Origin of the sequence: Bacillus sp. FSL K6-0923, from assembly GCF_038630825.1 — a bacterium.
GTDB lineage: Bacteria > Bacillota > Bacilli > Bacillales > Bacillaceae > Bacillus > Bacillus pumilus.
The window spans coordinates 1191442-1217597 of the sequence record NZ_CP152044.1 but is presented as its reverse complement, the minus strand read 5'-3'; the positions used below and the strand labels follow the sequence as shown (position 1 = coordinate 1217597).

The window sequence follows — 26156 nt, the reverse complement described above, 5'->3', positions numbered from 1 at the left end:
CCCTCCCGAATGATTCATTCCTTATATATATGAGCGGACGACTCAAATCAGAAGAAAAATAAAAAAACAGCATACCCTTATTCGGTATGCTGCAAATCATTTAGTTGTTTAGCGGGCAATGATATGGAAGCCAGAATCAACATGCAGGTTCTCACCTGTCATGCCGCGTGATAGATCACTGAATAAGAATAGAGCTGTATCGCCAACTTCTTCAGGAGTCGTTGTACGGCGAAGCGGTGCACGCTCTTCAATATCCTTCAGAATGGTATTAAAGCCACTGATGCCTTTTGCAGACAGCGTACGAATTGGACCAGCAGAAATACTATTCACACGAATACCTTCTGCGCCTAAATCAGCTGCTAAGTATTTCACACTTGCTTCAAGTGCTGCTTTTGCTACACCCATTACGTTGTAGTTAGAAACCACACGCTCTCCGCCTAGGTATGTAAGCGTGACGATGCTTCCACCTTCTGTCATCAATGGACGTGCTGCTTTTGCTACAGCTGTTAATGAGTATGCGCTAATGTTGTGCGCCAAAAGGAAACCTTCACGGTTCGTGTTTAAGTATTCACCGACAAGTTCTTCTTTGTTTGCAAATGCAATCGCATGCGCAACGCCATGAATGACTTGTACTTTTTCTTTAATTGTAGCGAAACATTTTTCGATTTCTTCGTCACTTGTCACGTCACATGGAAGAATGATTGAATCATCGCGCTCAAGTGTGCTTGCAAGTTCTTTTACAGATTCAGCAAGACGATCTCCAACATAAGTAAAAATCAAACGAGCTCCAGCTTCGTGAAGTGAGCGGGCAATTCCCCAAGCAATGCTTCGTTTGTTGGCAACACCCATTACCACGATATTACGGCCTTCTAAAGAAAAGTTCATATGTAATAAAGCCTCCTATTTTTTCAAGACATAGTATTAGTACCTGATCATAATATTATCACAGATCATGAGAGAATGACAATTTCCGCTGAAAGAAAGTTTCTTTTTCATCAAAAAACCGTCCACACGAGTGAAGACGGTTTGACTTTATTATCGTTTGAGCCGGTTTTGCTGATAAGCAAAATGGTTGGTAGGTCCGTTTCCAGCTCCAATATTCAAAGGGTACTTGATGGCTTCATGGACAAAGGTTTCTGCAGTTTCAAAAGCTTCTCTCATGGAATATCCTTTCGCAATTTCAGCTGTTAATGACGCTGCAAACGTGCAGCCTGTGCCATGTGTATGCGGGGTATCAATATGTTCGTTTGTGACTTCTATAAAGCCTTTTCCATCATACAACAGGTCTGTTATCATACCGCCAGAGGGGCCATGTCCCCCTTTGATCACGACATGTTTCGTACCAAGCTCATATAAACGCTCCGCTGCTAGATAGCGATCCTCTTTTGTCTGAATGCGCATGCCTGTCAGCACTTCTGTCTCAGGAAGATTCGGCGTTACGGCATAGCTGACAGGTAGCAAGTGTGTTTTCATCGCTAAGACCGCATCTTCATTTAATAAAGAAGCGCCTCCTTTTGCGATCATCACTGGATCGACAATGAGCTTCATGTCATATTGAACCGTTTTTTCAGCAACTATCTTGATCATATCTGCACTCCACAGCATCCCTGTTTTGACGGCATCTGGCAGTAAATCCTCTGCCACTGCATCAATTTGACTTTCTAACGCCTCGATTGAAAGCGGATATACCCCATGAACACCTCGTGTGTTTTGTGCTGTAATCGCTGTGATTGCAGACATTCCGAACACACCGAGCTCCTGAAAGGTTTTTAAATCAGCTTGAATGCCTGCTCCGCCGCCAGAATCAGAACCTGCGATTGTAAATGCTTTTTTAATCGTCATTTCATCACACCTCTCATTAGCCAATCCATTGATGATAAATGGTTCTTGCTTTTGCCATATCATTTGTGCCATGGATAAGGGCTCTGCCGTCTTTAAATAAGACAAGCTTATATTCATCCTTTTGACAGGAAAGCAAATACGGATTTTCAAGGACATCCATCCCTGCTTTCTTTAACCGAAGAGCCACTTCGTGTAACGAAGGCGGAGTTTCAGCTGCACTGCGGATTTGGACCGTATTGCGGCCGCATAGTACATCTGCCTTTGCTCTCTTGTCATAGGAGAGAAAAGGATATGTTTTCATTCCGCAGCTTGGACATTGTTTTTTCTTTAAGGAACTGGCTGATCGGATGTCAGACCGTTCATTGGTCCATAAATCAAACGATCTTAATATCGGCGTCACTTGATGACCCGTTAAATACTTCAGGGCATCTGCCACTTGATATGCTGCCACCTGCTGCACAACTGGACTAATGATACCGGCTGTATCACATGTCATTCCCTGTGCGGGTAAATGTTCAAGAAGGCAGTGTAAACACGGTGTTTCACCAGGAATGACAGTAAATTGAATACCATAGCTGGCAACGCAAGCTCCATAAAGGAATGGAATTTGATGTTTCACAGCAGCATCATTAGCGATCATTCTCACTTCAAAATTATCCGCTGCATCGACAATGATTGAAGCGCCGCTGACCAGTTCGTCAATATATTCAGCGGTCACATCGACGACGATTCCCTTGACCTGTACGTCACTATTTATCTGTTTGAGTCTATTTTCAGCCGCCACGGCCTTTGGCAGCCGATCCTGCACATCTTGCTCTGTGTAAAGCTGCTGACGCTGAAGGTTGCTCCACTCAATATAATCTCGATCCAAAATGGTGACAGATCCAACGCCAGCACGAACAAGCATTTCAGCACTAGCTGTCCCAAGCGCTCCCGCACCAATAATGACAGCCTTTGAGTCATTTAACCGCTTTTGCCCCTCTGTGCCGATTGGCTGAAAGAGCTCTTGACGTGAATAACGAGTGCTCAAAATGCCGGCATTCCTTCCTGCGGGCTACTTGCTGTCCCGTAGTTTTTCAATGGAATGCGTCCTGCCTCGAAGCCTAGCCTTCCTGATTCAATCGCCAGTTTCATGGCTTTTGCCATTTTCACAGGGTCCTTAGCGCCTGACACAGCTGTGTTCAGTAATACAGCGTCAGCTCCTAGCTCCATCGCATAAGCCGCATCTTTTGGAGAGCCTACACCAGCATCAATAATCACTGGTACCTTCGCCTGCTCGATAATAAATGAGAGATTCAGAGGGTTTAGTAAGCCTTGCCCTGAACCAATCGGCGAAGCACCTGGCATGATAGCATGGACACCAAGCTCTTCTAATTTTCTTGCCAGTACCACATCATCAGATGTATATGGCAGCACGATAAATCCTTCTTCGAGTAGCATTTCGGATGCTTTTAACGTTTCGACTGGATCTGGCAGAAGAGACCTTGAGCAGCCAATGACTTCTACCTTGATCATGTCACACAGTCCGGAAGCCTTCGCTAAGCGAGCAATACGAACTGCCTCTTCTGCTGTACTTGCACCAGCTGTATTCGGAAGCAGCGTATATTTAGATAAATCCAGCTGTTCCAAAAAGTTAGGCTGAGATGCTTCGAAAATGTTCATTCTTCTCACAGCAAAGGTTAATATTTCTGCTTCTGATACGTTCACAGCTTCTTTTTGAATTTCAAATGATGGGTACTTCCCTGTACCAAGTAATAATCTAGATGTGAATGTTTTTCCGCCAATATGCAGCATGTTGTCATCCTCCTCCTACAAAGTGAACGATTTCGATCGTATCATTAGGTTGAATTTTCACTTGTTGAAACGCTTCTTTATCAATAATTTCTTGGTTCTTTTCCACAATCACTACTCGATTTTCAAGCTGATAGTCTGATAGCAGGTCATAGATCGTTCCATTCTCTTGATCGAAATCAACGATTCTGCCATTCAATTGAATTTTCATACAAACAGTGCCTCCTTTCGGTCAATACGAAATGCGTGAAGCCATTCTTTTTTGACCGGTTCACCTAATATCAGGTCGCGAATGATCTTTCCAGTAATCGGAGCAAGTAAAATACCATTTCTGTAATGACCAGCAGCAAAAAGAATACGCCGATCTTCTGGGTGTCTTCCAATGTAGGGATGCCGGTCGCTTGTCGCCGGACGAAGGCCAGCCCAGCACTGATCAATCGGCATCTCCTTGATCGAAGGCATCAGCTGTGACGCCTTTTGAATGACAGCTTCGATACCGCCAAGCGTTGGAACAGTTTGCCACTCGTTTGGCTTCATCGTTGCGCCAACGATCAGTTTGCCGCTATCTCGTTGAACGATGTAACAATGATCATGGTAAATGGTGTGTTGGAGTGCTGAACCATGATTCCATACAGACACACATTCCCCTTTTACTGGATAAAGAGAATGAGATAATCCAAGCTCTTCAAAAAAATGGCTAGACCATACACCACTTGCTACAGTTAGTTCATCACATGTGAATGTTCCCATCGTTGTTCTAATTGCTAACGCTTCTTTCTCCCGCTTCACTTCGATCACGGGTGTACACTCTTTCACTTCTGCCCCGTACCTGACCGCCGCCTGCCAAAATGCTCGGCATACCGCATAAGGTTCGACATGAACATCCTCTTTAATCAAACCTGCTCCTAGGATGTTCTCTGCCATTTGAGGCATGCATTTTTTTACGCTGCTTGCGTCCATCCACTCAAATGTAGACAAATGCTGCATCCGGCAAAGTGCTTGTTTCTCCTCTTCGGTAAAGGCTACCTTCATGATACCGCCCACTGATGTTCGAATATCAATGCCAGATTCATGCCGTAAATCGACTTTTAACTTCTCGTACAATGCCTGGCTTGCTCTGCCTGCTTGAAAGAAAATATCCTCATGACCCTCTCCTTCAGCATGTGCACCAAGCATCCCAGCAGCAGCACTTGTCGTTTGCTTCCCTGCCTCATTCGCCTCAAATAAAACGACCTGCTTTCCTGCTTTTGCAAGGTGATAGGCAATGGACATCCCTATGATTCCACCACCAATGATCGCCACATCATAATGCTTCTTCATAAGGATTCTCCTTTACTTGTTTAGAAAATGCTTGTGCCATCTTGCGCGGCTGATGATGAGTAAAAATTCCAGACATGACAGCAATCCCTTTCACATTCGCTTGTCTCAATTCTGGAACGCGCTCAGGTGTCACACCACCGATTGCCACCACTGGTATAGACAGTACAGATGTCAGTTCTTCCACAAGCTGTATGCCTCTTGCCTGAAGTCCTGGTTTACAAGTGGTGTCATATACGTGCCCAAACATGACATATTCTGCTCCATTTTTCTCAGCTGCTTTCCCTTCTTCTATCGAATGAACGGAGACACCCACATGAAGATGAGGGAATTTTTTCCGCAGCTCTTTTGGCGAAAAGCTATGGCCCGGGAGATGTACCCGGTGAATATTGGTGAGCAGCGCAACGTCTACTCTGTCGTTGATCATGAGCTTCTCTTTTGGTACACCTTCTAAAAGGAGACATTTCACGATATCAACAAGCTCACTTGCTGTTTTAGACCGTTCCCGTATATGAATAAAATCCACTTCAGATACAATGGCTATTATTTGTTTGATCAGCTCTTCCGCAGGAAGCGAATCATTTGTCACTGCGTGGAGTTCCATTTGCACCAACCCCATCTAAGCATGCTGTTTGCCACATTTCTTTTTGATACGCCATCTCCCAGAAATGGTATTCGTAATAGCTAGAAATCACAAAATTTTCTTTCATATTGGCCCGCACATGTTCTGGTGCTTTTTCGGCTAGTTCATCAAAGCGGTTGACCTGTTCAAAGACGAGCTCCTTAAACCAATCCCCTCCATATGTCAAAATCCATTCTTGATAAATCGGATGGTCAGGTGTGGTTTGTTTCAGCTTTTCACCCACCTCATAATAAAGCCAGTAGCACGGCAATAACGCAGCCAATATCTCTTCGAATCGTCCGCTTTTCACAGATCGGTACATATGTGAGGTATACGCGTAAGCAGTTGGAGATGGCTTAAAGTTCTCGATGGCTTCATCTGAAATCTCTAAAAGCTCTGTAAACTTTCTATGCAGCGACAGCTCCGCTTCATACGTCCCCTGCGCATGATACGCCATTCTGCCCGTCGTATGTAAGTCCTCACTAATCGCCGCTCCATATGCTTGCACCTTTGCAAAATGAGTTAAATAATATGAATCCTGCATCACGTAATAAGTGAAACGATCGAGTGACAGCGTGCCATCTCCAATCCCTTTCACAAAGGGGTGTGTAAAGCTTCCATTCCACCATGTTGCTGCTGCTTCTTTACATTCAGTTGAAAACGTCATGTTTCTCTCCTCCTGTTTTTCCATATAAAAAAACCACTTTCCATATGGAAAGTGGCTTGGAATTTGTCAAAAGCATAATCAAAAACCGCACCACTTCCCTACGCAGGTATGAACCTGTTCAGGTAATGAGGGTCTAAAAGTCAATACTTTTATCTCAGCCCTTTTAAAGGACTCCCCTAGTGGATCAAATATATGATGTTGTACTTCTATCTTAATCAGGAATTGTTCATTGGTCAAGGGTTCATTGTTACTCTAATTGGGCTCTTAGTCCTGCCACATATTCACGAGAGCCCGACACAAGCACACGGTCGCCGCTTCTAAGCGTCGTATCTCCATGTGGGACTAAACTGTCTACCCCTCTGAAAATACGGACAAAGACCAAATCGCCGGTAAACGGAAACTCCCTGAGCATGACATTGTGAAAGCGATGATTGTTCATTTGAATTTGATACAAGGAAGTATCCTCATTTGTTAATAATCGAATCGCATCTGGTGCTTCAATCAGAGCTCTTAGCACCGTTTTAGATGATAGGAAATTAGAAAACGTATCAATGCCCGCTTCCTTCAATGTCAGCTCTGCCTCAGCTTTATTCACACTCGCAATAACTTGTTTTGCTCCTTCTTCCTTTGCAAATAAAGCAATTTCCTTATTTTTTGTCTCACTGCCTGTTGCGACGACGAGGACATCCTCCCGGCCAACGCCTGCCTTTCGCAGCGTCTCATCGTCGTACTTCTCAATCGATTCCACTTCAAAGATGGAGTCGGCAAGCAGCGCTTCTTTATTTTCTTGAAAGACATGCAAAATTCGAATATCATATTCATCCTGATGTAAATCGAGTGTGACAGGTAAGGTGAGCTGATTTGCACCAATAAAGGTCACACGTTTTTTATGGCTCGCAGCTTGTTCTTTTTTAAACAGCGCTTTAAACCAAACAGGCGTTAAAATACTCGTGAGTACCGCGACTAAAATCAGCGCGCCAGACATTTTGTGATCAATGACTCCAAGCCGCTCCCCGATCGTCGCTGCTGCAATGACGAGTGATAACGTCGATGTTAATAAAAAGCCAGAGCCGATCACTTTTTTCATGTCATACCATTTTTTCAAATAAAGGATCGGAATGAGCTTACTAATCAGTAATGCAATAAATAGCAGCGGGATCATGATCATAATGGTTGGGTCCTTGAACAGTGCCCATATATTCAAATCAACTCCGACCATCACAAAGAAGATAGGGATCAAAAATCCGTAGCCAAATGAATCCAGCTGCTGAACAAGCTCTTTATTCGGCGAAAGAAGAGACACAAGCACACCTGCTAAAAATGCCCCAAGAATATTTTCAGCACCGAGTGATTCAGATAAGGCAACTAAGACTATAATGAGAGTAAAGATCGCCCTTGTCCCAATTTGCACGGTCCCTTTTGACATGGACTGAAAAATTGACTTTGTCTTAAATACGCGGCCAAATAAATAAAGAAGGATGCCTGCAGCAAATAATAAGAGCAGAAGCCACATATTCCCTGTACCATCGCCATAAATGGAGGAAAATACAGCAAGTAAAATCATTGTCACCAAATCAGCAATGACAGCGACAAGCAAGATGATTTGACCGATATTCGTCTGCATCAATTTTTCCTCTTTTAAGGTGGGAACCACTACCCCTAACGAGATCGTCGATATAATGAGCGTCATTAAAAAGGCATTTTGGATAAACCCTGCAAGAACAAACGCATAAGACAGGATAAAAGAAATACTAAATACGCCAAGAAAAACAATAGTGGCTGCAATAAACGTATTTGGTTCTTTTAGACCATTTGGCAGTTCTCGTGCTTTCTTCTTTGACTCGAAAGAAGAAAAATCTATTTCAAGTCCACTTAAAAACATCAGAAAAATAAAACCGAGCATGGATAACGTATCTAACCACGCATCATGTTCAACAACCAGTTGAAGACCGCTTTTTCCAATGATGAGCCCCATGATGATCTCAGCAACAACGACCGGAATGGTCAGCTTAAATCGGTGCAATAAAAGTGGGGTGAAAAAGGCAACAATAATAACGACAACGAGTGATGAAACAGATGTATGCTCCATTGGCTAAAGCCTCCTAACATTGATGTTTAATCTTTTAAGGTTTACGTTAAAGCATTGATTCTAACAATTGCCTAAATGAAAAGAAAGCCATTCGTTATATGTTCTAAAATTCAAACTTCTTTAACCCCGATGAATGGATGAGTAAAATCAGGAGGAAATCTTATGAAATTTGATATCATTGGTGATATCCACGGCTGCTACGAAGAGCTGCTTACCCTCATACACAAACTAGGATACGAACTCAAACATGGATTACCCGTCCATCCTGATAAGAGAACGCTAGCACTTGTCGGTGATTTAACAGATCGAGGACCTCAGTCAGTAGATGTCATGCGCTTTGTCATTCATGCCTACGCACACGGCGCGATCCGCTACGTACCTGGCAACCATTGCTTTAAACTATATCGCTATTTGAAAGGAAATCCCGTGAAATTACTTCATGGCATTGAAACCACAGTGAACGAAATAAAAATGCTTCCCCTTCATGAACAAACGAAATTGTCACATGAATTTAAGCAGCTATTTGAGAAGGCTCCGCTTTACGATGTACTTATTCCTGATGAACTAATGATTGCTCACGCAGCGATGAAGGAAAAGGACATTGGTAGAAAGCCGAACAAACAGATGCGATCCTATCTATTATTTGGCGCAGTCACAGGAGAAACATGGCCGGATGGACGACCTGTGCGGAAGGATTGGGCAAAGGAATATCGCGGAAAACCATGGGTTGTCTACGGGCATACACCAGTGAAAGAACCGCGATTCGTTGGCAGAACCGTCAACATTGATACAGGCTGTGTATTTGGCCACCGGCTGTCTGCCCTTAAATACCCTGAGCTTGAAACGGTTTCTGTTCCATCCTCTATGCCTTATGACGATTCAAGGTTTCAGCATTTCACATCATAAAAAAACCCGGTCCTGAGCTTGCAGGTAGCCGGGTTTCTCTATTTAAAGCAGCAATGATTTCATGTCTTCAGGAAGCGGAGCCGAGAATGTCATTTCCTCCCCGGTCATCGGATGAGGAAAGACAAGAGTCTCACTATGCAGTGCCTGCCGGTTCATCTGCTCACTCGTCCCGCCATATAACGTATCTCCGATGAGCGGATGACCAAGATACTGCATATGAACACGAATTTGATGGGTTCTCCCCGTTTCAAGTGCCAGCGTCACATCTGACATCTTCAACTCAGCGTCCACCGCTCGCACTGTAAAATGCGTCACAGCTTCCTGCCCAGTATCATCGACCATTCGCTCGATGATACTATCTCCTTTTCGGGCAATTTTTGCACGAATGGTTCCACGCTTTTCTTTGATCAAGCCATGTGTAAACGCTCTGTATGTTCGTTTGACCGCTCCACTTTTCTGCGCTTTTGATAAAAGGCTGTGGGCAAAGCGATGCTTGGCCACAAGCATGACGCCAGATGTATCACGATCAAGGCGGTTCACTAAATGAACCGTCAGCCGAACGGACTGCTCTGCATAATGATGCAGCAATCCATTCGCAATACTGTGCTCTGGGTGCTCCCGAGAAGGAATAGACGGGATATATGGCTTTTTATTCAGCACAAGGACGTGCTCATCCTCAAATAAAATATCAAGCGGAATCTGAGCAGGCTTCAGCCCTTCACTCACTTTTTCCTCGGGGAATAAAATAGTGAGCCTGTCTCCGTTATGCAGCTTGTATCTCACAGTCACATGCTCTCCATTAATGAGGAGATCACCGCCATCAAATTTAATATCCGTCAGCATTCTTTTCGAAATGCCAATATCTATTAAATAATCCTTTAAAAGCAGCCCTTCTTCTTTGGCTGTCATGGTTTTGTTTAGTGTAAAGTATTCCAGCGAGAACGACCTCTTTCTTATTCACCTTTTCCGATAAAGGAATCTTGCACCCTTTTCCAAAATGGAAATGGTCTAAATCGGGCAAAGCGGACATTCTCGTCTGCTACCCGGCATTGAATGGATTTGACGTCCTTATGAAGCAGCGTCAAATGATCAATGGTTACCTGAAAATCAACATCATTCCTCGGTTTAATGACACAAGTATGATGGTCTGGTAAAATAAGCGGCGAACCGACCGTTCGAAACACTCTGTTGTTGATTGAAGCCATTTCTGCCAGCTGAATGGCTCTAATGGAAGGATGAATAATGGCGCCCCCAAGTGCTTTATTATAGGCTGTACTGCCAGACGGTGTAGACAGACAAAGACCGTCACCTCTGAATGTTTCAAACAGCTGACCCCTAATTTCAACATCTGCCACAAGTGTCCCTTCCATACTTTTAATCGTACATTCATTCATGGCTAAATATTTCTCTTCTCTGCCGCCGTCGTTGTATCTGACAATGACTTCTAAGATTGGATATTCCACAATGTGATAAGGTGTTTTCGCTATAGCTAAGACGAGTTTTTCAATTTCACTTGGCACCCAGTCAGCATAAAAACCAAGATGACCTGTATGAACACCCACAAAAGCTGTTTCATTCAGACGGTCGCTATAACGGTGAAATGCATAAAGAAGGGTGCCGTCACCACCAACCGTAATGACAAGATCTGGTTCCTCTTCATTGAGTTCCATTCCGAAATCCAATAAGTAGGTCTGAATTTTATTTTTGAGGGTGTCAGATACAGAATTCCCTTTCGAAGAAACTGCAAATTTCATGAATTCTTCTCCTTTTCCACCTTGCTGCTATAAGAGGGCAGCATCATATTTGATCAAGCACAGGCTCAGCTATCGTTTTTCTTTTTCCGGGAAAATGCTACTTGTGCTTCTTGAATTTCCCCTCTAATTTCGGACATCTCATCATCAAGAAGAGATGCTGCCTCAGAAGCTCTTTGAAGGCGCAGCTTGACTTTCTCCGGGATATTCCCGCTATATTTATAATTCAGAGAATGCTCAATGGTCGCCCAGAAATTCATCGCAAGTGTACGAATTTGGATTTCGACAAGGAGCTGTTTCTCTCCATTGATCGTTTGCAGCGGATATAACACAACAAGGTGGTACGAACGGTATCCGCTTTCTTTATGCTCTGCAATATAGTCGCGTTTATCAACAACCACGAAGTCTTTTCGTGACTGGAGCATTTTTTTCACGACTTGTATGTCTTCTACAAACTGGCACATAATGCGAAGCCCAGCAATATCCTGCATCGTTTCAATTTCATGCATTGGGATGTTTTTACGCTTTGCCTTTTCTAATATGCTGGCAACGGGTTTCACTCGGCCTGTGACAAATTCTACTGGTGAATGGTCATCCTCGAATTCATACAGCTTTCGAATGCCTTTTAGTTTCACTTTTAATTCTTCGACTGCTTGTTTATACGGTGCGAGGAATTGATCCCATTGTTTTTTGTCCATGAAACTTCCCCCAATTCCATATACCTAATTATTTCAGAGGAATGTGCTCTTCACTTTCTCTTCCATATCTCCGTAATTGGCATTGTCTTTAATATTGTCGATTAAATAATGTAATTCTTGATGAAGCTGAATGAGTTCTAACGAATGGCCTCCTGCTGTCAAATAGACAGGGATGTCAAGATTCATTGCTTCTTTTAATGGAGCCCATGTATGTTCCCCTAAGATAAGATATGAAAAGGACTCCTCGTTTTCAAGTATGTAAACGAACGCAAAGTGATCAGAATCAACAAGCATTTGTCCTGATGCTTTTGCTTTTTGGATTTGCTCTTCTGACTTGGTCGTCAAAATCAGCCTGTCTTCTTTTAAAGTTGCTTCTGCGATTTCAATTCGGTTTTGCATCATGATCTCCTTTACAACAAAGTACAGCTTTATTTTATCATATCAAGTTCAATATTGATAAACCGAACTTTTTGAGAAAATCCTATTTTCTTCTTATAAATGATCCTTTCACGTAATTATCCATTGATTTTGGTACATGCGGAAAGAGAAATAATAGATAAAAACTGTCTTTTACATGATGAACATACTTCATGTACAATAATCATATTTCCTCTAAATGAAAGGTTGATGTCAAAATGGCCCAGGAAATTGAAATAGAACTAAAGCAATTGTTAATGAAAGAAGAATTTGAACAGTTGAAACAACATTTTCAATTGAAGGATTCGGATTTTCACACACAAACCAACTATTACTTTGATACACCCCAATTTGATATAAAATCTCAATTTGCTGCATTAAGAATGAGAGAAAAAAACGATCAGTGGGTTCTCACGTTAAAGGAACCACACGAAATAGGCTTACTCGAAACCCACCAAACAATTGCTCCTCCTTCAAGCCTTGACGATTTTCAGCTGCCAAAAGGTGAAGTGGCTGACAGGCTAGACCATTTGAACATTCAAAAGGATCAAATTGTGTATTTTGGTTCACTTGAAACGTCAAGAGCTGAAAAAATGATCAAAGAAGGCTTAATTGTTTTGGATCACAGCCGATATTTAACAATAGAGGACTATGAACTTGAATTTGAAGTGAGCGACCTGGAAATCGGACAAGCCGCATTCTCCGCATTGCTCCAACAATTTCAAATCCCTGTACGAAACACGAAAAACAAAGTTGTACGTTTTTATGAAGAGAAAATGAAAACACAGAATAGATGAATTCCTTGAAGGAGGAACAAGATGAACGTCAATCAAATTCAATCCTTTATGCAGCTCCAAGCGCTTAAAACGTTACAATCAGACCCTGGACAAACGCAAATGCCGGGCGGCCAAGAATCGAATGCACAAGCTTCATTTCAGTCGCTGCTGCAAGATTTTTTAGGCGGATCAGAATTATCACGCCTGCCGCTTTCAATTTCTGCATTGATGGGAACGGACCCTTCAACGGCTCCGAACACGCAATACGCGCGTACAAACCCATACTTATCTGCTATCGCTGGTGGTGAGCAGCTTCAAGCTCAACCTTCATATGCAAATGACGCTCAATTGAATACAGCAAATGGTATTGGAAATGTCTTAAACAACAGCTACACGCCGCCGCTTCAAAAGGCTGTTTCAAGCGGCTCATCATCAAAAGAAATTAATCAAATTGTGTCACAAATGGCTCAAAAACATGGTGTTCCAGAAAAGCTGATTCATGCGGTCATTAAGCAAGAATCCGGCTATCGTACGAATGCGGTTAGCCATGCAGGCGCACTTGGCCTCATGCAGCTTATGCCTTCTACAGCTAAGTCCCTTGGTGTGAATAATGCCTTTGATGCGGCCCAAAACATCGAAGGCGGTACGAAATATATAAAACAAATGCTTCAGAAATATAATGGAAATGTCTCACTCGCCTTAGCTGCTTATAATGCAGGCTCAGGAAATGTCGATAAATACGGCGGCATTCCACCATTTAAAGAAACACAAAATTATGTAAAGAAAATCACAGCACAATATTTCGCTTAAACCGAAGAGAATAACCTCTTCGGTTTTTTGTATGTCGCTTTTCACCCTTTTTTGACTGAATGTGTTATGATATGGTCAATTGATCACGGAACCCGCCTCTCCCCTTATTTCCAATAGACCAAAGCGGTTTGTTTGTGGAATTGAGTTGAGGTTGTTAAAATAAATATACAAGAATAGAAACAATAAAATAGAACAAACTGAATATCACTTTTGAAATAAATGAATTCACAATAGGGCGCTTCATCCTATTAACTACGAGTAAAAGGAGTAGTCAACATGGTACAATCGTTTAACGCACCTTACGAAGCGGTTGGAGAGGAACTTCTATCGCAACTTGTTGATACTTTTTATGAAAATGTAAAGTGTCATCCTTTGCTTCATCCTATTTTCCCGGATGACTTAAAAGAAACAGCAAGAAAACAAAAACAGTTTTTAACTCAATATTTAGGCGGACCCCCGCTTTATACAGAGGAGCATGGTCACCCTATGCTACGGGCGAGACATCTCCCTTTTCCGATTACTGAGGAGCGGGCTGACGCATGGCTTGAATGCATGGAGGATGCAATGGATCAAGTAGGATTAACCGGCGATATTCGTGACTTTTTATTTGAGCGGCTCTCTTTAACGGCTCGTCATATGGTCAATCAAACACCTGAAAAGGATGGACGATCTTGAGCTGCAATACGCACGATCAATATTTCTCACACTGTCACGGACATCCTCAAAAGCCGATTGAAATCTATGTATTCATTGACCCTCTAAGTCCAGACTGCTGGTTATTAGAGCCATCCATTAAAAAATTGAAAATGAAGTACGGCCGTTTTTTCACTTTACGAACGGTGACAAGCTCTAGTATTAATGCATTGAATCGAAAACGAAAAAAGCATTTACTCACCGAAGCATGGGGGAAATTCGCGACCAAAACTCAGACCAAAAAAGAACAAATGCTGTCTGAACAAATTGTGACCTCACCCTATCTCGCCTCGCTTGCATTAAAAGCGGCTGAACTTCAAGGCAGAAAATGCGGAATGAAATTTCTGCGTCTCATTCAAGAATCACTTTTTTGCCATCAGCAAGATGTCACAAATGAACATGTACTGCTAGAAAATGCAAAAAGCGCTGGACTAGATATCGAGGAATTCCAGCGCGATATTCATTCTCAAAGTGCTGTCAAAGCACTAAAATGTGATATGAAAATTGCCGCTGAAATGGACGTGTCTGAGCTTCCGACCTTTGCCTTTTTTAATACAGTAAACGGAGATGAAGGATTAAAAATTTCAGGTGCGTACTCTTACGATGTGTACGAGGAAATCCTTTTTGAAATGATTGGTGAAAAACCAACCCCATCAGTACGGCCTCCAATTGAATGGTTTATTGCTTACTTTCAATTTGCATCTGCCAAAGAGATTGCGGTCGTATATGACCTGACACTTGAAGAAGTTGAACGAGAAATGAAAAAGCTGGCTTTCGCTAAAAAAGTCGAACGTGTACAAGTGCATCAAGAAATGTTTTGGCGCTACAAAGAAGATGATCATCCTTCAGATCTTGATGTCTATCGCTGTGAGAATGAACATGGGTGCTGACCCATGTTTTTTCTTCACCTCAAAAAGGAACACTTGTTCTTTTTTAAACCACGAAGAAACCGCGCCGGGATAAGCGCGGTTTCACTATGTCTTAACGACAACAAAGGGGATGGGAGAAATTTTTCACGGTCAAACAAAGGGGTAATGTTTGTATGTGATTAATTTCACATCTGTAGTATATCAAATTTTGTCGACTTATGACAACAGATATACTATATGTTCATATTTTTGTCACAAAACATAAGAGGGTTGTCACTTTCATATAGTGAAAGTAACGAAAAAATGGAGGGATCTGCATGCGCAGCACAACCATTGGACTTGTTTCCATTGGCTTATGTTTCTTTTTAAATATATTAGGCTTAATGAAAATGCTTCCTCTTTATCTCACATCGCCTCTCTTATTTGCTGCAATACTTTTTACACTTTATCGAATGAACCATCGGAAGACCTTTAAGGGATTTAAAGGGTGATGATAAGAAGCGGCCTCTACATGCGAAGAGGTCTTTTTTTGTGAGAAAAAAACTCCTGTCAAAAGATGAGTTTGCACTCACACGTCTGACAGAAGTCTTTTCATTACTCACCCGTTTTAGAGATGAGCTCTTCCATTTCTTTTAATTTTTCTTCGAACAATTGACATGCTGCTTCGATTGGTTCTTTGGAAGCCATATCAACACCTGCTTTTTTCAGCACATTGATTGGATAATCAGAGCTTCCTGCTTTAAGGAAGTCTGTGTAGCGCTCCACCGCAGGTTTTCCTTCTTCTAAGATTTGCTTGCTTAATGCCTGTGCTGCACTATAGCCCGTTGCATATTGATATACATAATAGTTGTAATAGAAGTGAGGGATTCTCGTCCATTCTAACCCGATTTCTTTATCCACAACCATGCCGTCTCCAAAATACTTCTTGTTCAGGTCGTAATAGAGGTTCGTCATGAATTCTGGCGTTAAAGCCTCTCCTTCTTGTGCTTTCACATGAATCAGATGCTCAAACTCAGCAAACATTGTCTGTCTGAATACCGTTCCTCTAAATCCTTCTAGCAAGTGATTTAACACATACAAACGCTGTTTTTTATCATCTAGATGATTCAGCAGGTATTCGCCAAGTAACGCTTCATTTGTCGTAGAAGCTACTTCAGCTACAAAGATGCTATAGTTTCCATACGGATATGGCTGATGCTTTCTTGTATAGTAGCTGTGGACAGAGTGCCCAAATTCATGAGCCAGTGTAAATAAATTATCAATGTTATTTTGCCAGTTCATGAGGATATATGGATTTGTGCCATAGCTTCCAGATGAATACGCACCGCTACGTTTCCCTTTATTCTCATAAACGTCCACCCAGCGATTATTGAGTCCCTCTTTTAACACGGATACATATTCTTCTCCTAATGGTGCTAACCCTTTTAGCATATAATCCTTTGCTTCATCGTAGGTTAGCTTCATGCCAGCATCTTTTACAAGTGGCGTATACAAGTCATAGTTATGCACTTCATCAAGCTTTAATACCTTTTTACGCAATTCAATATAACGGTGTAATAACGGTAAATATTGATGAACGGTATCAATTAGATTGTCATATACTTCTTCTGGAATACTGTTCCGAGATAGTGCTGATTCTCTTGCCGATTTATAATTTCGTACTTTTGCATAAAAATTATCCTTTTTAATCGAACCGCTCAGTGTCGAAGCAAGCGTGTTTTTATACTGATCATACGTTTTATACACAGCTTTAAAGGCATTCTTTCTCACTTCACGGTCATCACTGTTTAAAAATGTAATAAAGTTGCCATGGGTAATCTTCTTTTCTTCCCCATTTTCATCCTTTACAGAAGGGAACGAAATATCAGCATTGTTAAACATACTAAAAGTAGTAGATGAAGTTGAGAGAGGTTCAGATGCCTCAGCTAATAAGGCCTCTTGCTCCTCACTTAAAATATGTGGACGTTCTTTATTAATTTCTTCAAGAGCATGGGAATACAGTTTTAATTCTTCTTTTTCCAAAATAAACTGCTGCAATTTATCTTCTTGAATCGATAAAATCTCTGGAACAATATAAGCAGAAGTACTAGAGAGTTGTGTAAATAAATTCGATGCTTTATCATTCAGCGCTTGAAATGATGAGTTCGTAGTATCCTCATCGTATTTCATGTGCGCATATGTATAAAGCTTACCAAGCTTTTCAGAAAGCTGATCCTGAAAGGTTAGGGCTTCATACAGTACATCAGCAGAATGGGCGAGCTTGCCTTTAAATTGGGCGAGCTTAGGAATTTCTTTTTTGACCGCTTCGAATTCCTTGTTCCATGCATCGACGCTTTCAAAAATATCTTCAAGCCGCCATTTGTTTTCTTCTTTTACTTCGCTTCTGTCTGGTAAATGGTTGTTTTTGCTTTGTGAAGTCATATGAATCCCCCTTGCATAAGTTGTGTTGAACCAACCTTTCGGAAAGTGAAAGAAATTGGTGTTGTATTTATCTTCTTTGTTTTGAACTATATTTGTCAAATCATATGCAGAAATAAATACCAAACAGACTAAAAAAATGAGAAAAAAGCGTTTCTTTCTATTCAATCGCAGCACCACCTTTTTCTTATCATGATCAAAGTGGGCATGAAACATGCTAATGAAATAAGAAAGCATCTCGTTTGAACGCTTCATCTACTGTTTGTATCGGCATTTGTTTTGACGCTACTTCATAATTACCCTCTTTCGTCATATGCAAAAACCCTTGTCTGACAATCGCATGAACATATGAGGTGATAACCTCTTTCATTTCTTCTATTGAAACATCGCCATATCGAAGTTTTACTTCTTTCATCTGGATACACCGCTTCATTTCTTTCATCAGCAGTTTAATCGTCACTGGACTGCTTCCTTTTTTTCTTATGATCCAATCATATAGACACCCCTGCCAGACATAAACGGGGCTTGTAAAGATGTACGCTTCTGGCAGCGGGATAAATAATTCAGCCGGCAGAAAAGGGAAAGCTGTTTGATGATGCTCATAAAAAATGTCTCTTAACCGTTTGCTTTCATTTGATAAAATACGAGGTGGCCGCTGTCTAAATTGCTGTATACATCTTAGCCATTGCTTGGAGACTTGGCGCTTGCTTGAGGGCTGCGATAGGATATCTGAAAATTGGCGGAATGCTGTTGGCGATCTGACAGTCATAGCGGCACATATTTTTGTTGGTTGAAATACAAGGAATTGAGCAAGATGGATGAATCGATTCTGAAGCGGACAATAAAAAATCAGGCTTCCTTTCTGTGATTCCCTTAACATTCCCCAATGAATGGAGGAGAAGGAAAAGAGCTGGGCAGATTTTCGCTTTAAACGATTTGCTCCTATGATCCATATAGGGAAGTGCCCTGCTTGACGGAGTCCTGTTGTCCTTTTACGTAGCTCTTGCCGCGAAATATTTGAACATTGATATTCGATTGCATAGCTTGTTCCTCCAATAGAGACGGCCACGTCAGGACGCTGATGAACCTTTGACACATACTTTTCAAGCACCGGTTTATGCCCAAGCCGCTGAAGCCAATTCATAATGGCTTCTTTTCCGGCCTGATGATAAGCCGTTTCGCCTGAGGCTAGTGGACATGCAGTGAGCTGTTTATGTGCAAAATGATAAACACGTTGTTCACCAAGCTTTAATTGCACTTCTTCCCTGCATTCTGGGCAGTAAAACTTGCACGTCGTCCTGACATGCTCCAGCCGGTTTTTAGATAAATGATGTGTAATACGAATAAGCTTACCATTATCCATGATCGCTGTATTCATTCAGCTCGCCCCTTAGTCTTTGATGACCGTATTATAGCTTGTTCATCTATAAGAGAGCGAATAGGCAAAATGAACTTTTATGGTGTGAAAATATGATTTTACTGATGTTTTACTGAGGAAAATGAAAAACCCCCTCTGATAAAAAGGGGGGAAATACAATCTTTATAGTAATGGCGATAATAATCTTGCTGTTGATTCAAAGAGCCTTACCCTTAACGGTCTCTTTGCAAATTCTTCTGGGATTATCTCGTGTGACTGCTCTAAATCACCTAAGAAGTCGTTTACGAGCTTCTCAGTGCTTCTCGTTTTGTAGAGGAAGGCATTCACTTCAAAATTCAAATGAAAGCTTCTCATATCCATGTTGGCCGTTCCTATCGAAGCCAGCTCGCTATCCACAATGATAAATTTACTATGCATAAAGCCTTGATCATATTCATACACCTTTGCCCCTGCTTCTAAAAGCTCCGGGAAGTATGAACGGGACGCATGGAAGACGATCCGTTTATCTGGATTCTTCGGTGCAATAATCCGTACGTCTACTCCGCTTAAAGCAGCAATTTTCAATGCAGACAAAATATCATCATCCGGCACAAAATATGGTGAAGCGATCCAAATAGACTTTTTGGCAGAGATAATCATGGAGAAAAAGAGATTTTTAATGACCTCCCACTGTTTATCAGGGCCACCAGCGATCATTTGTACGCCTTCTGTTGTACTTTCAAGATAGCTGAAATCTTTAAAGTAGTCCACACCTGCGCATCTTTCATTCGTCATATAGTACCAATCCTGCATGAAAATCTGCTGCAGATCACGTACAGCTTCACCCTTAATCATCAAATGAGTGTCACGCCAAAAACCATATTGTCTGCTTCTGCCCAAATATTCGTCTCCAATGTTCAGCCCGCCAACAAATCCAACTTCTCCATCAATCACGACAATTTTTCTGTGATTTCGGAAATTGATTTTATTATTTAACAGAGGCAGCCTCACAGGTAAAAATGGAACGATCTGAACGCCAGCCTTTTCGAGGTCAGCAATATATTGACGAGAGAGTTTCAAACTCCCTACATCATCATATAAAAAGCGGACAATCACACCATTTTTCGCTTTATCAATGAGAATATCCTTTAATTCTTGTCCAAGGTCATCATGACGGAGAATATAATATTCTAAATGAATGTGATGTGTCGCCTTTTTAATTTCTTCAAAAATATGAGAGAATGTTTCTTCTCCATTGGTCAGGACTTTAGAGGACGTGCGATACGTAATAGGGGTATGTCCAAGTCTGTGGGCCAGCTTAAATAAGAGCTGCTGATGATCACCCATATGCGTCATTTTCTCAATCGCTTCTCTATGAATATGTTCATCTTCCTGGATTAACTGTTCATCCAGGATGGCTTTCTTTTCAAACAGCCGGCGTTTTTTGATATTGCGTCCAAAGAAAATATAGAACAGAAAGCCGAATAACGGAAAGCTGCCAAGCAGGACAAGCCACGTTATCGTTTGAGATGGATTCCGGTTCTCCAAGAATATGACAAACCCGATGAAGATAATCGATAAAGTAAATAGAACACTGACAGAACTTAATACACTTACCGCTAAATCACCAGCAATTAATTGAATGACTAAATAAGCACCTATCGTAATGATAAGAAAAAATAGAACTTTAACTAAATTTCTCATTTCATTTTCTCCTTGCCGATCTCTTTATTTACCTATTCATTCAGATAAAAAAGCCGATTCCTCTATAGAAATCGACTTTTGTTGGTTACGAGAAGTGCTGTTGAATCGTTTCAAGGGCATTTCCTTCGATAATCAGCTGACCGTATTCTTTCAGTCTGTAAATGCTGACCACTGATTCATGAGCATATTCAAGCAAAATGCTGAGCTTATTCTCCACTTGCTCATCTGACAAATCCTCGTGGAAGTCAACATATAGATAATAACGGTTTTCAAACGAATATAAACTTGTGGTAAAATCCTGCATATTTAATTGAGAAAGTGCAATCAAATCTTCAAAGTCATCCATTTTCAACACAAATTGAAGTTGAAGTTTTTTGTCCTTCTCATTATGATCTTCTTGATCCTGCTCTTCTTTTTGAAAATCATCAAGCAGTGCATCTAGACTTTCTTCATCTGTTTGATCTTTTTTATCTTCTGGAATCGGCAATTCGAGCTTTTGTCCATCTTTAGAAAGTTGGGCTTTCGTCACGACAATTTCAAGACCTTTGTCAAGTGCCTGCACTTGAATCCAAAGCGGTCCCTCAACTGCAAATTCTTCTTCTTCGTGCACTTCGTCCATTACTTCCCAAAACAGCTCTTCACTGCGTTCACGATTATACCAAATCTCTTCACGGTCAAATCCGCGGTCTTCAATATCACCGTAGGAAATATAAAATTTCACTGTATGTTCATTAATTCTTTCGATTTCCATTTTGCCAACCTTCCCTTCTATATAAGATGTTGAAGGGACATACAAGCTCCCAATTAATAGTACTTTACTACACTTTACCCGTTCCGTCTACATGTTAACCTTTTAAAGAATTGAGGTATCACTTCGTACTGTCTATTTTATGATAAAACATGAATAAAAGAAATAAAAACGCATTTTTTGCAGAGAAAACTTACAGAAACATATATTTGAATTGTCCTCATATATTGGTTGTACGAGCTCTATTAGACATGAGGTGAAATGGATGGAAACAGAGTGGATCATATCCTTACTGATGATTATTGGCATTGATCTGATTTTAGGCGGAGATAACGCGTTGATCATTGCGATGGCTAGCCGCAGCTTGTCAAATGACAAACGGAATAAAGCCATATGGATCGGCACACTTTTGGCCGTGCTGATGAGAATTACAATGACAGGTGCCGCAGTTTATTTATTGACCATCCCTTATTTACAATTTATCGGCGGACTTTTTCTCCTTTATATAGGATACAATTTGTTAATTGAACAAAAGAAAGAATCGATTCGCATTAAAAGCAGCGGCTCCCTTTGGCGTGCGGTTCAGACCATTGTGATTGCCGACCTCTTTATGTCACTTGATAATGTGATTGCAGTTGCAGGGGCGGCAAAAGGCAACATGCTGCTGACTGCTTTTGGCCTGATGATTTCAGTACCGATTATTATTTGGGGAAGTAAACTGATTCATACCGCTCTAACCAAATTTCCGTATCTTTTATACGGAGGAAGTGCTCTTTTGGCTTTTACTGGCGGTGAAATGATTGTTCGTGATGTGAAATTGAATGAATTTATGGCTCAGCATGCGACTCTTGAATTGATGCTTCCGTTTTTAACAGTCGTCATGGTCATTTTAGCCAGCCTGTTTTACGAACAAACGGCTGAAAACAAATAAAAAAAGCTGCCAAAACATCGGCAGCTTTTCGTTTTTTCTATTAGTTAGCAAGTCGCTGAGCTTCTCTTAGTTGGAATGTACGAACCGTTCTTGGAAGGAAACGTCTAATTTCATCTTCATTGTAGCCAACTTGTAGTCTTTTTTCATCCAAGATAATTGGACGTCTTAAAAGACCTGGATGCTCATTGATTAGTTTATACAATTGTTGAAGAGGCATTGTCTCAACATTCACATTTAGCTTTTGGAATACTTTTGAACGTGTTGAGATAATTTCATCTGTACCGTCTTCAGTCATTCGAAGAATTTCTTTGATTTCATCGATTGAAAGAGGCTCTGAAAAGATGTTTCTCTCTTGATACGGAATATTGTGCTCTTCTAACCACGCTCTTGCTTTTCTACATGATGTACAGCTTGGTGATGTGTATAATGTTACCATAAATCTTCACTCCTCAATTTGTAGAATGAATATTGATCTGTATTCTTAAATTAAAATTGTTCTAAATAAGTAATCTTTATAGTGATTATACTATAAAAAAGTAAGTGTGAACAGATTTTCTTGCAATTTTTGTGACAAAAACTAGACAATTTCATTCATTTTCTCGTGTTGCTTGATGTCTGAACATTCTCATTTAGTCGAGATGATCGAAAATATTTTTTTGTTTTCTATTTTCAATGACCTTCAATACATCATCAACATCTTCATACGACTGCCCATACCATTCTTCATCTTTATACGTATGGATTCGTTCATAGGTTTTCCTCATAGCCTCCATCATTTCTTCTTCATTATCTGTAAGAGGCGACCAATAAAGGATTTCCATGCGGTTCACTTCATTTGTTGCAAGTGACCTGCGTTTATAACCGATTGATTCTGCATGCTTGAAGTGCTCTCTTTGGTAAAACTTTAGGCGTTTTGCAGTATCTGCATCATCTTCATCTACAGGCTCAACCTCAAGCAAGATCGGTTTCTTTTTTTCCTTCAGCTTATGAATGAGCTTTGATCCGAGGCCTTCACCTCTTGCATCTCTGGAAACAAATAAATAATCAATAAAGATAAAATTATCAAATTCGGCGTACATCATCACATGATGAGGTCCTTCCTCCTTATGATAAACATCACTTCTTTCCTTTAATAAAGCTTCCATATGCTCTTTTGACTTCATTTCTTCTATCGGGAAGTATTCACTGAGCTTTTCATACCAATTCATGGATCCGCTCCTTATGATATCGTTAAGAACCACTTCCTTAGATATTCCCGATTTCCTGCTATTTAAACGCCTGTACTAGTAAGACGCAGCAAAGTCTCCTCTAGTTTCACTTTTTTTTCAAACAACAGAAAAAAGTTTTATATCGAACGTTCCATGAGTAATTGAAAACAGACAAACAGGATGAGTGTCATCCCGGTTTGAAACATGATGAAATAAAGGTACTTCCTGCGACGTGCTTCCTCTTTCTGATTGCTTGTTTTCCGGTGAAGCATATATTCCACGGAAAAAGACACGATGCCAATGAGCACCATAAATATGAGCATCCACTGTCCTCCATTTGGCTTTCTCAAAAATGACGTTGAAAAAAGCATGAATACAATGAGAAAGTGAAAGAATGAATAGCGAAACGTCTTCCATATCGACATCTGATTTCCTCCTAGAACCCGCTTGTTGTTAACTAGAAATTACCATCATCTCGTTTTTTTGTAAAATAAAAAAAGAAGCACTGACATAGCAGCGCTTCTTCCTTCTTATAATTGTTTTGCCTGAAGCTCTTTGAATTCTTCCTCTGTGCAGCTCACAAAGTGACCTGGCTTCACTTCACGGAACTCAGTGTTTGTTCCTTTGTGAACAGATGGATCATACTTGATCCGTTTACGGTTACGCTCATAATCTGGATCTGGAAGCGGAATCGCAGATAATAATGATTTTGTATATGGATGAAGCGGGTTTTCGTATAATTCATTCGCTGGTGCCAGCTCTACCAATTTCCCGAAATACATCACGCCAATACGATCGCTGATGTATTTTACCATGGACAGGTCATGGGCAATGAATAAGTACGTTAACCCTTTTTCTTCTTGAAGCTCTTTCATTAAGTTGACGACCTGTGCTTGGATCGACACATCTAATGCAGAGATTGGTTCATCGGCAATGATAAAATCTGGTTCAACTGCTAATGCACGGGCAATCCCGATACGCTGCCTTTGACCACCAGAGAATTCATGCGGATATCTGTTTGCATGCTCTTTGTTCAAGCCAACAGTTTCAAGCAATTGGTACACACGCTCTTTACGTGCTTTCTTTGTTTTCGCAAGACCATGAATGTCGATGCCTTCTGCAATGATATCAAGCACTGTCATTCTAGGGTTCAGTGAGGCATATGGATCTTGGAAGATCATCTGCATTTGACGGTTGAACTCAAGCATTTTTTGTCTTGATTTCTTCCCGTGTACACTTTCCCCTTTATAAAGAACCTCACCATCTGTCGCATCATAAAGCCTAATGATGGAACGGCCAGTAGTGGATTTACCACAACCAGACTCCCCTACAAGGCCAAGTGTTTCACCTTTATAAATATCAAATGAAACGCCGTCAACTGCTTTCACAGTCCCTCTTGCTGTATGGAAATGCTGCTTTAAATTTTTGATTTCTAACAGTTTTTCTGCCATGCTATTCACCCTCTTTTACTAATACAGGTTTTTCGTAGCTACCTTCTAGTTCACGCATTCTCGCCTTTACAGAAGCAGGCGGTTCAACTTTAGGTGCATTCGGATGAAGTAGCCATGATTTCACATAATGCGTATCTGATACTTTGAACATTGGCGGTTCTTGTTCAAAGTCAATTTTCATTGCATAATCGCTTCGGAGTGCAAATGCATCTCCTTTCGGCGGGTTTGTCAGATCTGGCGGTGTTCCTGGGATTGCAGTCAGCTTTCCTTCATCTCCGCCATCTGTATCAAGGCTCGGCATTGACGCTAAAAGTCCCCACGTATATGGATGTTGTGGATTGTAGAAAATTTCATCAACCGTTCCTGTCTCGACAATCTGACCTGCATACATAACAGCTACACGATCAGCGACGTTGGCGACAACACCTAGATCATGTGTAATAAAGATAATTGACGTTTCCACCTTTTGCTGAATTTCTTTCATTAATTCTAAAATTTGCGCCTGAATCGTTACATCTAGTGCCGTCGTCGGCTCATCGGCAATCAATAGCTTTGGATCTGCTGCAAGTGCCATCGCAATGACAACCCTTTGTCTCATCCCGCCACTAAATTCGTGTGGATATTGTTTGATTCTTTTTTCAGGCATTGCAATTCCAACAAGCTCCAGTAATTCAATGGCTCTTTTTTCAGCCGCTTCTTTTGAAATTTGTTCGTGCTTGAACAGCACTTCTGTAATTTGTTTCCCGACCTTCATCGTTGGATTCAAAGAAGTCATTGGATCTTGGAAGATCATTGAAATGTCTTTACCTCGAATGTTTTGCATTTGTTTTTCAGTTTTCTTGACAATATCTTGCCCATCAAACAGGATCTGTCCGCGCTTGAAATAACCCGGCGGCATCGGAATTAATCTCATGATGGCCTGTGATGTCACACTTTTACCAGAGCCAGATTCACCTACAATAGCAAGTGTCTCGCCTTTATTTAAGTGGAAGTTCACACCACGAATGGCTTGAACCTCTCCACCATATGTTTTAAATGAGATTGCAAGGTCTTTCACCTCTAGAATACGTTCACGTTCCATCCTAATCACT

Annotated in this window: 29 protein-coding genes and 1 riboswitch; of the genes, 7 read left to right on the top strand and 22 right to left on the bottom strand. The window is 41.1% G+C overall.

The window, feature by feature from the left end; all coding sequences use genetic code 11:
- Positions 1-108: 108 nt before the first annotated feature.
- From fabI to MHI16_RS06000, 9 genes are all read right to left on the bottom strand, one after another.
- A complete protein-coding gene (gene fabI / locus MHI16_RS06040) occupies positions 109-885 on the bottom strand; it encodes an enoyl-ACP reductase FabI (RefSeq protein WP_003211867.1) in 777 nt (258 codons plus the stop codon).
- A 150-nt stretch (positions 886-1035) separates the two neighbouring features.
- Positions 1036-1842, bottom strand: coding sequence for a bifunctional hydroxymethylpyrimidine kinase/phosphomethylpyrimidine kinase (gene thiD / locus MHI16_RS06035; RefSeq protein ID WP_058014278.1), 807 nt, complete (start codon positions 1840-1842; stop codon positions 1036-1038).
- 16 nt (positions 1843-1858) lie between these two features.
- Positions 1859-2872, bottom strand: coding sequence for a thiazole biosynthesis adenylyltransferase ThiF (locus MHI16_RS06030; protein WP_268466960.1), 1014 nt, complete (start codon positions 2870-2872; stop codon positions 1859-1861).
- Positions 2869-3636, bottom strand: coding sequence for a thiazole synthase (locus MHI16_RS06025; protein WP_058014279.1), 768 nt, complete (start codon positions 3634-3636; stop codon positions 2869-2871). Before MHI16_RS06025 ends, MHI16_RS06030 begins: the two co-directional genes overlap by 4 nt.
- Positions 3637-3640: 4 nt before the next feature.
- Entirely contained in the window at positions 3641-3844 is a 204-nt protein-coding gene (gene thiS, locus MHI16_RS06020) for a sulfur carrier protein ThiS (RefSeq protein WP_003210896.1), read from the bottom strand.
- On the bottom strand, positions 3841-4953 hold the full coding sequence (thiO, locus tag MHI16_RS06015) for a glycine oxidase ThiO (protein ID WP_342498137.1): 1113 nt from the start codon (positions 4951-4953) through the stop codon (positions 3841-3843). The genes thiS and thiO overlap by 4 nt, the downstream gene beginning before the upstream one ends.
- Positions 4937-5554 carry a thiazole tautomerase TenI gene (tenI, locus tag MHI16_RS06010; RefSeq protein WP_061407366.1) on the bottom strand — a complete coding sequence of 206 codons (618 nt, stop codon included), beginning with the start codon at positions 5552-5554 and terminating at the stop codon, positions 4937-4939. Before tenI ends, thiO begins: the two co-directional genes overlap by 17 nt.
- Positions 5529-6239, bottom strand: coding sequence for a thiaminase II (gene tenA / locus MHI16_RS06005; protein ID WP_144462314.1), 711 nt, complete (start codon positions 6237-6239; stop codon positions 5529-5531). Before tenA ends, tenI begins: the two co-directional genes overlap by 26 nt.
- A gap of 78 nt (positions 6240-6317) precedes the next feature.
- Positions 6318-6427: riboswitch (TPP riboswitch) on the bottom strand.
- 59 nt (positions 6428-6486) lie between these two features.
- Positions 6487-8328: a monovalent cation:proton antiporter family protein gene (locus MHI16_RS06000; RefSeq protein WP_058014284.1), complete on the bottom strand. Its 1842-nt coding sequence runs from the start codon at positions 8326-8328 to the stop codon at positions 6487-6489.
- Positions 8329-8490: 162 nt separating this feature from the next.
- Between MHI16_RS06000 and prpE the strand changes: the two genes are divergently transcribed.
- Positions 8491-9234, top strand: coding sequence for a bis(5'-nucleosyl)-tetraphosphatase PrpE (gene prpE, locus MHI16_RS05995; protein WP_058014285.1), 744 nt, complete (start codon positions 8491-8493; stop codon positions 9232-9234).
- A 42-nt stretch (positions 9235-9276) separates the two neighbouring features.
- Here prpE and MHI16_RS05990 read toward each other — a convergent pair whose 3' ends face one another.
- The 4 genes from MHI16_RS05990 to MHI16_RS05975 form a co-directional block, all read right to left on the bottom strand.
- Positions 9277-10143, bottom strand: coding sequence for an RluA family pseudouridine synthase (locus tag MHI16_RS05990; protein WP_058014286.1), 867 nt, complete (start codon positions 10141-10143; stop codon positions 9277-9279).
- A gap of 44 nt (positions 10144-10187) precedes the next feature.
- Positions 10188-10988 (bottom strand): NAD kinase, encoded by an 801-nt coding sequence (locus MHI16_RS05985; RefSeq protein WP_058014287.1) that lies wholly within the window; start codon positions 10986-10988, stop codon positions 10188-10190.
- 65 nt (positions 10989-11053) lie between these two features.
- The gene (locus MHI16_RS05980; protein ID WP_003211990.1) at positions 11054-11683 is read right to left on the bottom strand and encodes a GTP pyrophosphokinase family protein; all 630 of its coding nucleotides are present in this window, start codon (positions 11681-11683) and stop codon (positions 11054-11056) included.
- 33 nt (positions 11684-11716) lie between these two features.
- Positions 11717-12082, bottom strand: a complete 366-nt coding sequence (locus MHI16_RS05975; protein ID WP_058014288.1) for a hypothetical protein — start codon at positions 12080-12082, stop codon at positions 11717-11719.
- Between the two features lie 236 nt (positions 12083-12318).
- Here MHI16_RS05975 and MHI16_RS05970 point away from each other — a divergent pair, with 236 nt between their 5' ends.
- The 5 genes from MHI16_RS05970 (at position 12319) to MHI16_RS05950 (ending at position 15739) form a co-directional block, all read left to right on the top strand.
- A complete protein-coding gene (locus MHI16_RS05970) occupies positions 12319-12897 on the top strand; it encodes a CYTH domain-containing protein (protein ID WP_058014289.1) in 579 nt (192 codons plus the stop codon).
- A gap of 21 nt (positions 12898-12918) precedes the next feature.
- The gene (locus MHI16_RS05965) at positions 12919-13686 is read left to right on the top strand and encodes a lytic transglycosylase domain-containing protein (protein ID WP_058014290.1); all 768 of its coding nucleotides are present in this window, start codon (positions 12919-12921) and stop codon (positions 13684-13686) included.
- A 276-nt stretch (positions 13687-13962) separates the two neighbouring features.
- On the top strand, positions 13963-14361 hold the full coding sequence (locus MHI16_RS05960) for a thiol management oxidoreductase (protein WP_008355333.1): 399 nt from the start codon (positions 13963-13965) through the stop codon (positions 14359-14361).
- Positions 14358-15269 carry a ClpXP adapter SpxH family protein gene (locus tag MHI16_RS05955; RefSeq protein ID WP_058014291.1) on the top strand — a complete coding sequence of 304 codons (912 nt, stop codon included), beginning with the start codon at positions 14358-14360 and terminating at the stop codon, positions 15267-15269. Before MHI16_RS05960 ends, MHI16_RS05955 begins: the two co-directional genes overlap by 4 nt.
- Positions 15270-15565: 296 nt before the next feature.
- Positions 15566-15739 (top strand): hypothetical protein, encoded by a 174-nt coding sequence (locus MHI16_RS05950; protein WP_044139629.1) that lies wholly within the window; start codon positions 15566-15568, stop codon positions 15737-15739.
- Positions 15740-15842: 103 nt separating this feature from the next.
- Here the strand turns inward: MHI16_RS05950 and pepF are convergent, their stop codons facing one another.
- The 4 genes from pepF to mecA form a co-directional block, all read right to left on the bottom strand.
- Positions 15843-17669: an oligoendopeptidase F gene (gene pepF, locus MHI16_RS05945; protein WP_284906233.1), complete on the bottom strand. Its 1827-nt coding sequence runs from the start codon at positions 17667-17669 to the stop codon at positions 15843-15845.
- A 214-nt stretch (positions 17670-17883) separates the two neighbouring features.
- Positions 17884-19044 (bottom strand): competence protein CoiA family protein, encoded by a 1161-nt coding sequence (locus MHI16_RS05940; protein WP_342498136.1) that lies wholly within the window; start codon positions 19042-19044, stop codon positions 17884-17886.
- Positions 19045-19206: 162 nt separating this feature from the next.
- The gene (gene cls / locus MHI16_RS05935) at positions 19207-20727 is read right to left on the bottom strand and encodes a cardiolipin synthase (protein WP_339165508.1); all 1521 of its coding nucleotides are present in this window, start codon (positions 20725-20727) and stop codon (positions 19207-19209) included.
- A gap of 85 nt (positions 20728-20812) precedes the next feature.
- A complete protein-coding gene (mecA, locus tag MHI16_RS05930) occupies positions 20813-21478 on the bottom strand; it encodes an adaptor protein MecA (protein ID WP_012009573.1) in 666 nt (221 codons plus the stop codon).
- Between the two features lie 262 nt (positions 21479-21740).
- Between mecA and MHI16_RS05925 the strand changes: the two genes are divergently transcribed.
- Entirely contained in the window at positions 21741-22406 is a 666-nt protein-coding gene (locus tag MHI16_RS05925; protein ID WP_058014294.1) for a TerC family protein, read from the top strand.
- Between the two features lie 40 nt (positions 22407-22446).
- Here the strand turns inward: MHI16_RS05925 and spxA are convergent, their stop codons facing one another.
- The 5 genes from spxA to MHI16_RS05900 form a co-directional block, all read right to left on the bottom strand.
- Complete coding sequence (spxA, locus tag MHI16_RS05920) at positions 22447-22842, bottom strand: transcriptional regulator SpxA (RefSeq protein WP_003211421.1); 396 nt, start codon at positions 22840-22842, stop codon at positions 22447-22449.
- Between the two features lie 193 nt (positions 22843-23035).
- Positions 23036-23614 carry a GNAT family N-acetyltransferase gene (locus tag MHI16_RS05915; RefSeq protein WP_058014295.1) on the bottom strand — a complete coding sequence of 193 codons (579 nt, stop codon included), beginning with the start codon at positions 23612-23614 and terminating at the stop codon, positions 23036-23038.
- A 137-nt stretch (positions 23615-23751) separates the two neighbouring features.
- Positions 23752-24039 (bottom strand): hypothetical protein, encoded by a 288-nt coding sequence (locus MHI16_RS05910; RefSeq protein WP_058014296.1) that lies wholly within the window; start codon positions 24037-24039, stop codon positions 23752-23754.
- A 105-nt stretch (positions 24040-24144) separates the two neighbouring features.
- Positions 24145-25065, bottom strand: a complete 921-nt coding sequence (locus MHI16_RS05905; protein WP_058014297.1) for an ATP-binding cassette domain-containing protein — start codon at positions 25063-25065, stop codon at positions 24145-24147.
- A gap of 1 nt (position 25066) precedes the next feature.
- Entirely contained in the window at positions 25067-26155 is a 1089-nt protein-coding gene (locus MHI16_RS05900) for an ABC transporter ATP-binding protein (RefSeq protein ID WP_106072466.1), read from the bottom strand.
- Between the last annotated feature and the right edge of the window lies 1 nt (position 26156).

Coding starts and splice junctions, on each gene's coding strand:
- fabI (WP_003211867.1), bottom strand. CDS start 885: ATGAACTTTTCTTTAGAAGGCCGTAATATCGTGGTAATGGGTGTTGCC.
- thiD (WP_058014278.1), bottom strand. CDS start 1,842: ATGACGATTAAAAAAGCATTTACAATCGCAGGTTCTGATTCTGGCGGC.
- MHI16_RS06025 (WP_058014279.1), bottom strand. CDS start 3,636: ATGCTGCATATTGGCGGAAAAACATTCACATCTAGATTATTACTTGGT.
- thiS (WP_003210896.1), bottom strand. CDS start 3,844: ATGAAAATTCAATTGAATGGCAGAATCGTTGATTTCGATCAAGAGAAT.
- thiO (WP_342498137.1), bottom strand. CDS start 4,953: ATGAAGAAGCATTATGATGTGGCGATCATTGGTGGTGGAATCATAGGG.
- tenI (WP_061407366.1), bottom strand. CDS start 5,554: ATGGAACTCCACGCAGTGACAAATGATTCGCTTCCTGCGGAAGAGCTG.
- tenA (WP_144462314.1), bottom strand. CDS start 6,239: ATGACGTTTTCAACTGAATGTAAAGAAGCAGCAGCAACATGGTGGAAT.
- MHI16_RS06000 (WP_058014284.1), bottom strand. CDS start 8,328: ATGGAGCATACATCTGTTTCATCACTCGTTGTCGTTATTATTGTTGCC.
- prpE (WP_058014285.1), top strand. CDS start 8,491: ATGAAATTTGATATCATTGGTGATATCCACGGCTGCTACGAAGAGCTG.
- MHI16_RS05990 (WP_058014286.1), bottom strand. CDS start 10,143: ATGACAGCCAAAGAAGAAGGGCTGCTTTTAAAGGATTATTTAATAGAT.
- MHI16_RS05985 (WP_058014287.1), bottom strand. CDS start 10,988: ATGAAATTTGCAGTTTCTTCGAAAGGGAATTCTGTATCTGACACCCTC.
- MHI16_RS05980 (WP_003211990.1), bottom strand. CDS start 11,683: ATGGACAAAAAACAATGGGATCAATTCCTCGCACCGTATAAACAAGCA.
- MHI16_RS05975 (WP_058014288.1), bottom strand. CDS start 12,082: ATGCAAAACCGAATTGAAATCGCAGAAGCAACTTTAAAAGAAGACAGG.
- MHI16_RS05970 (WP_058014289.1), top strand. CDS start 12,319: ATGGCCCAGGAAATTGAAATAGAACTAAAGCAATTGTTAATGAAAGAA.
- MHI16_RS05965 (WP_058014290.1), top strand. CDS start 12,919: ATGAACGTCAATCAAATTCAATCCTTTATGCAGCTCCAAGCGCTTAAA.
- MHI16_RS05960 (WP_008355333.1), top strand. CDS start 13,963: ATGGTACAATCGTTTAACGCACCTTACGAAGCGGTTGGAGAGGAACTT.
- MHI16_RS05950 (WP_044139629.1), top strand. CDS start 15,566: ATGCGCAGCACAACCATTGGACTTGTTTCCATTGGCTTATGTTTCTTT.
- pepF (WP_284906233.1), bottom strand. CDS start 17,669: ATGACTTCACAAAGCAAAAACAACCATTTACCAGACAGAAGCGAAGTA.
- MHI16_RS05940 (WP_342498136.1), bottom strand. CDS start 19,044: ATGAATACAGCGATCATGGATAATGGTAAGCTTATTCGTATTACACAT.
- cls (WP_339165508.1), bottom strand. CDS start 20,727: ATGAGAAATTTAGTTAAAGTTCTATTTTTTCTTATCATTACGATAGGT.
- mecA (WP_012009573.1), bottom strand. CDS start 21,478: ATGGAAATCGAAAGAATTAATGAACATACAGTGAAATTTTATATTTCC.
- MHI16_RS05925 (WP_058014294.1), top strand. CDS start 21,741: ATGGAAACAGAGTGGATCATATCCTTACTGATGATTATTGGCATTGAT.
- spxA (WP_003211421.1), bottom strand. CDS start 22,842: ATGGTAACATTATACACATCACCAAGCTGTACATCATGTAGAAAAGCA.
- MHI16_RS05915 (WP_058014295.1), bottom strand. CDS start 23,614: ATGAATTGGTATGAAAAGCTCAGTGAATACTTCCCGATAGAAGAAATG.
- MHI16_RS05910 (WP_058014296.1), bottom strand. CDS start 24,039: ATGTCGATATGGAAGACGTTTCGCTATTCATTCTTTCACTTTCTCATT.
- MHI16_RS05905 (WP_058014297.1), bottom strand. CDS start 25,065: ATGGCAGAAAAACTGTTAGAAATCAAAAATTTAAAGCAGCATTTCCAT.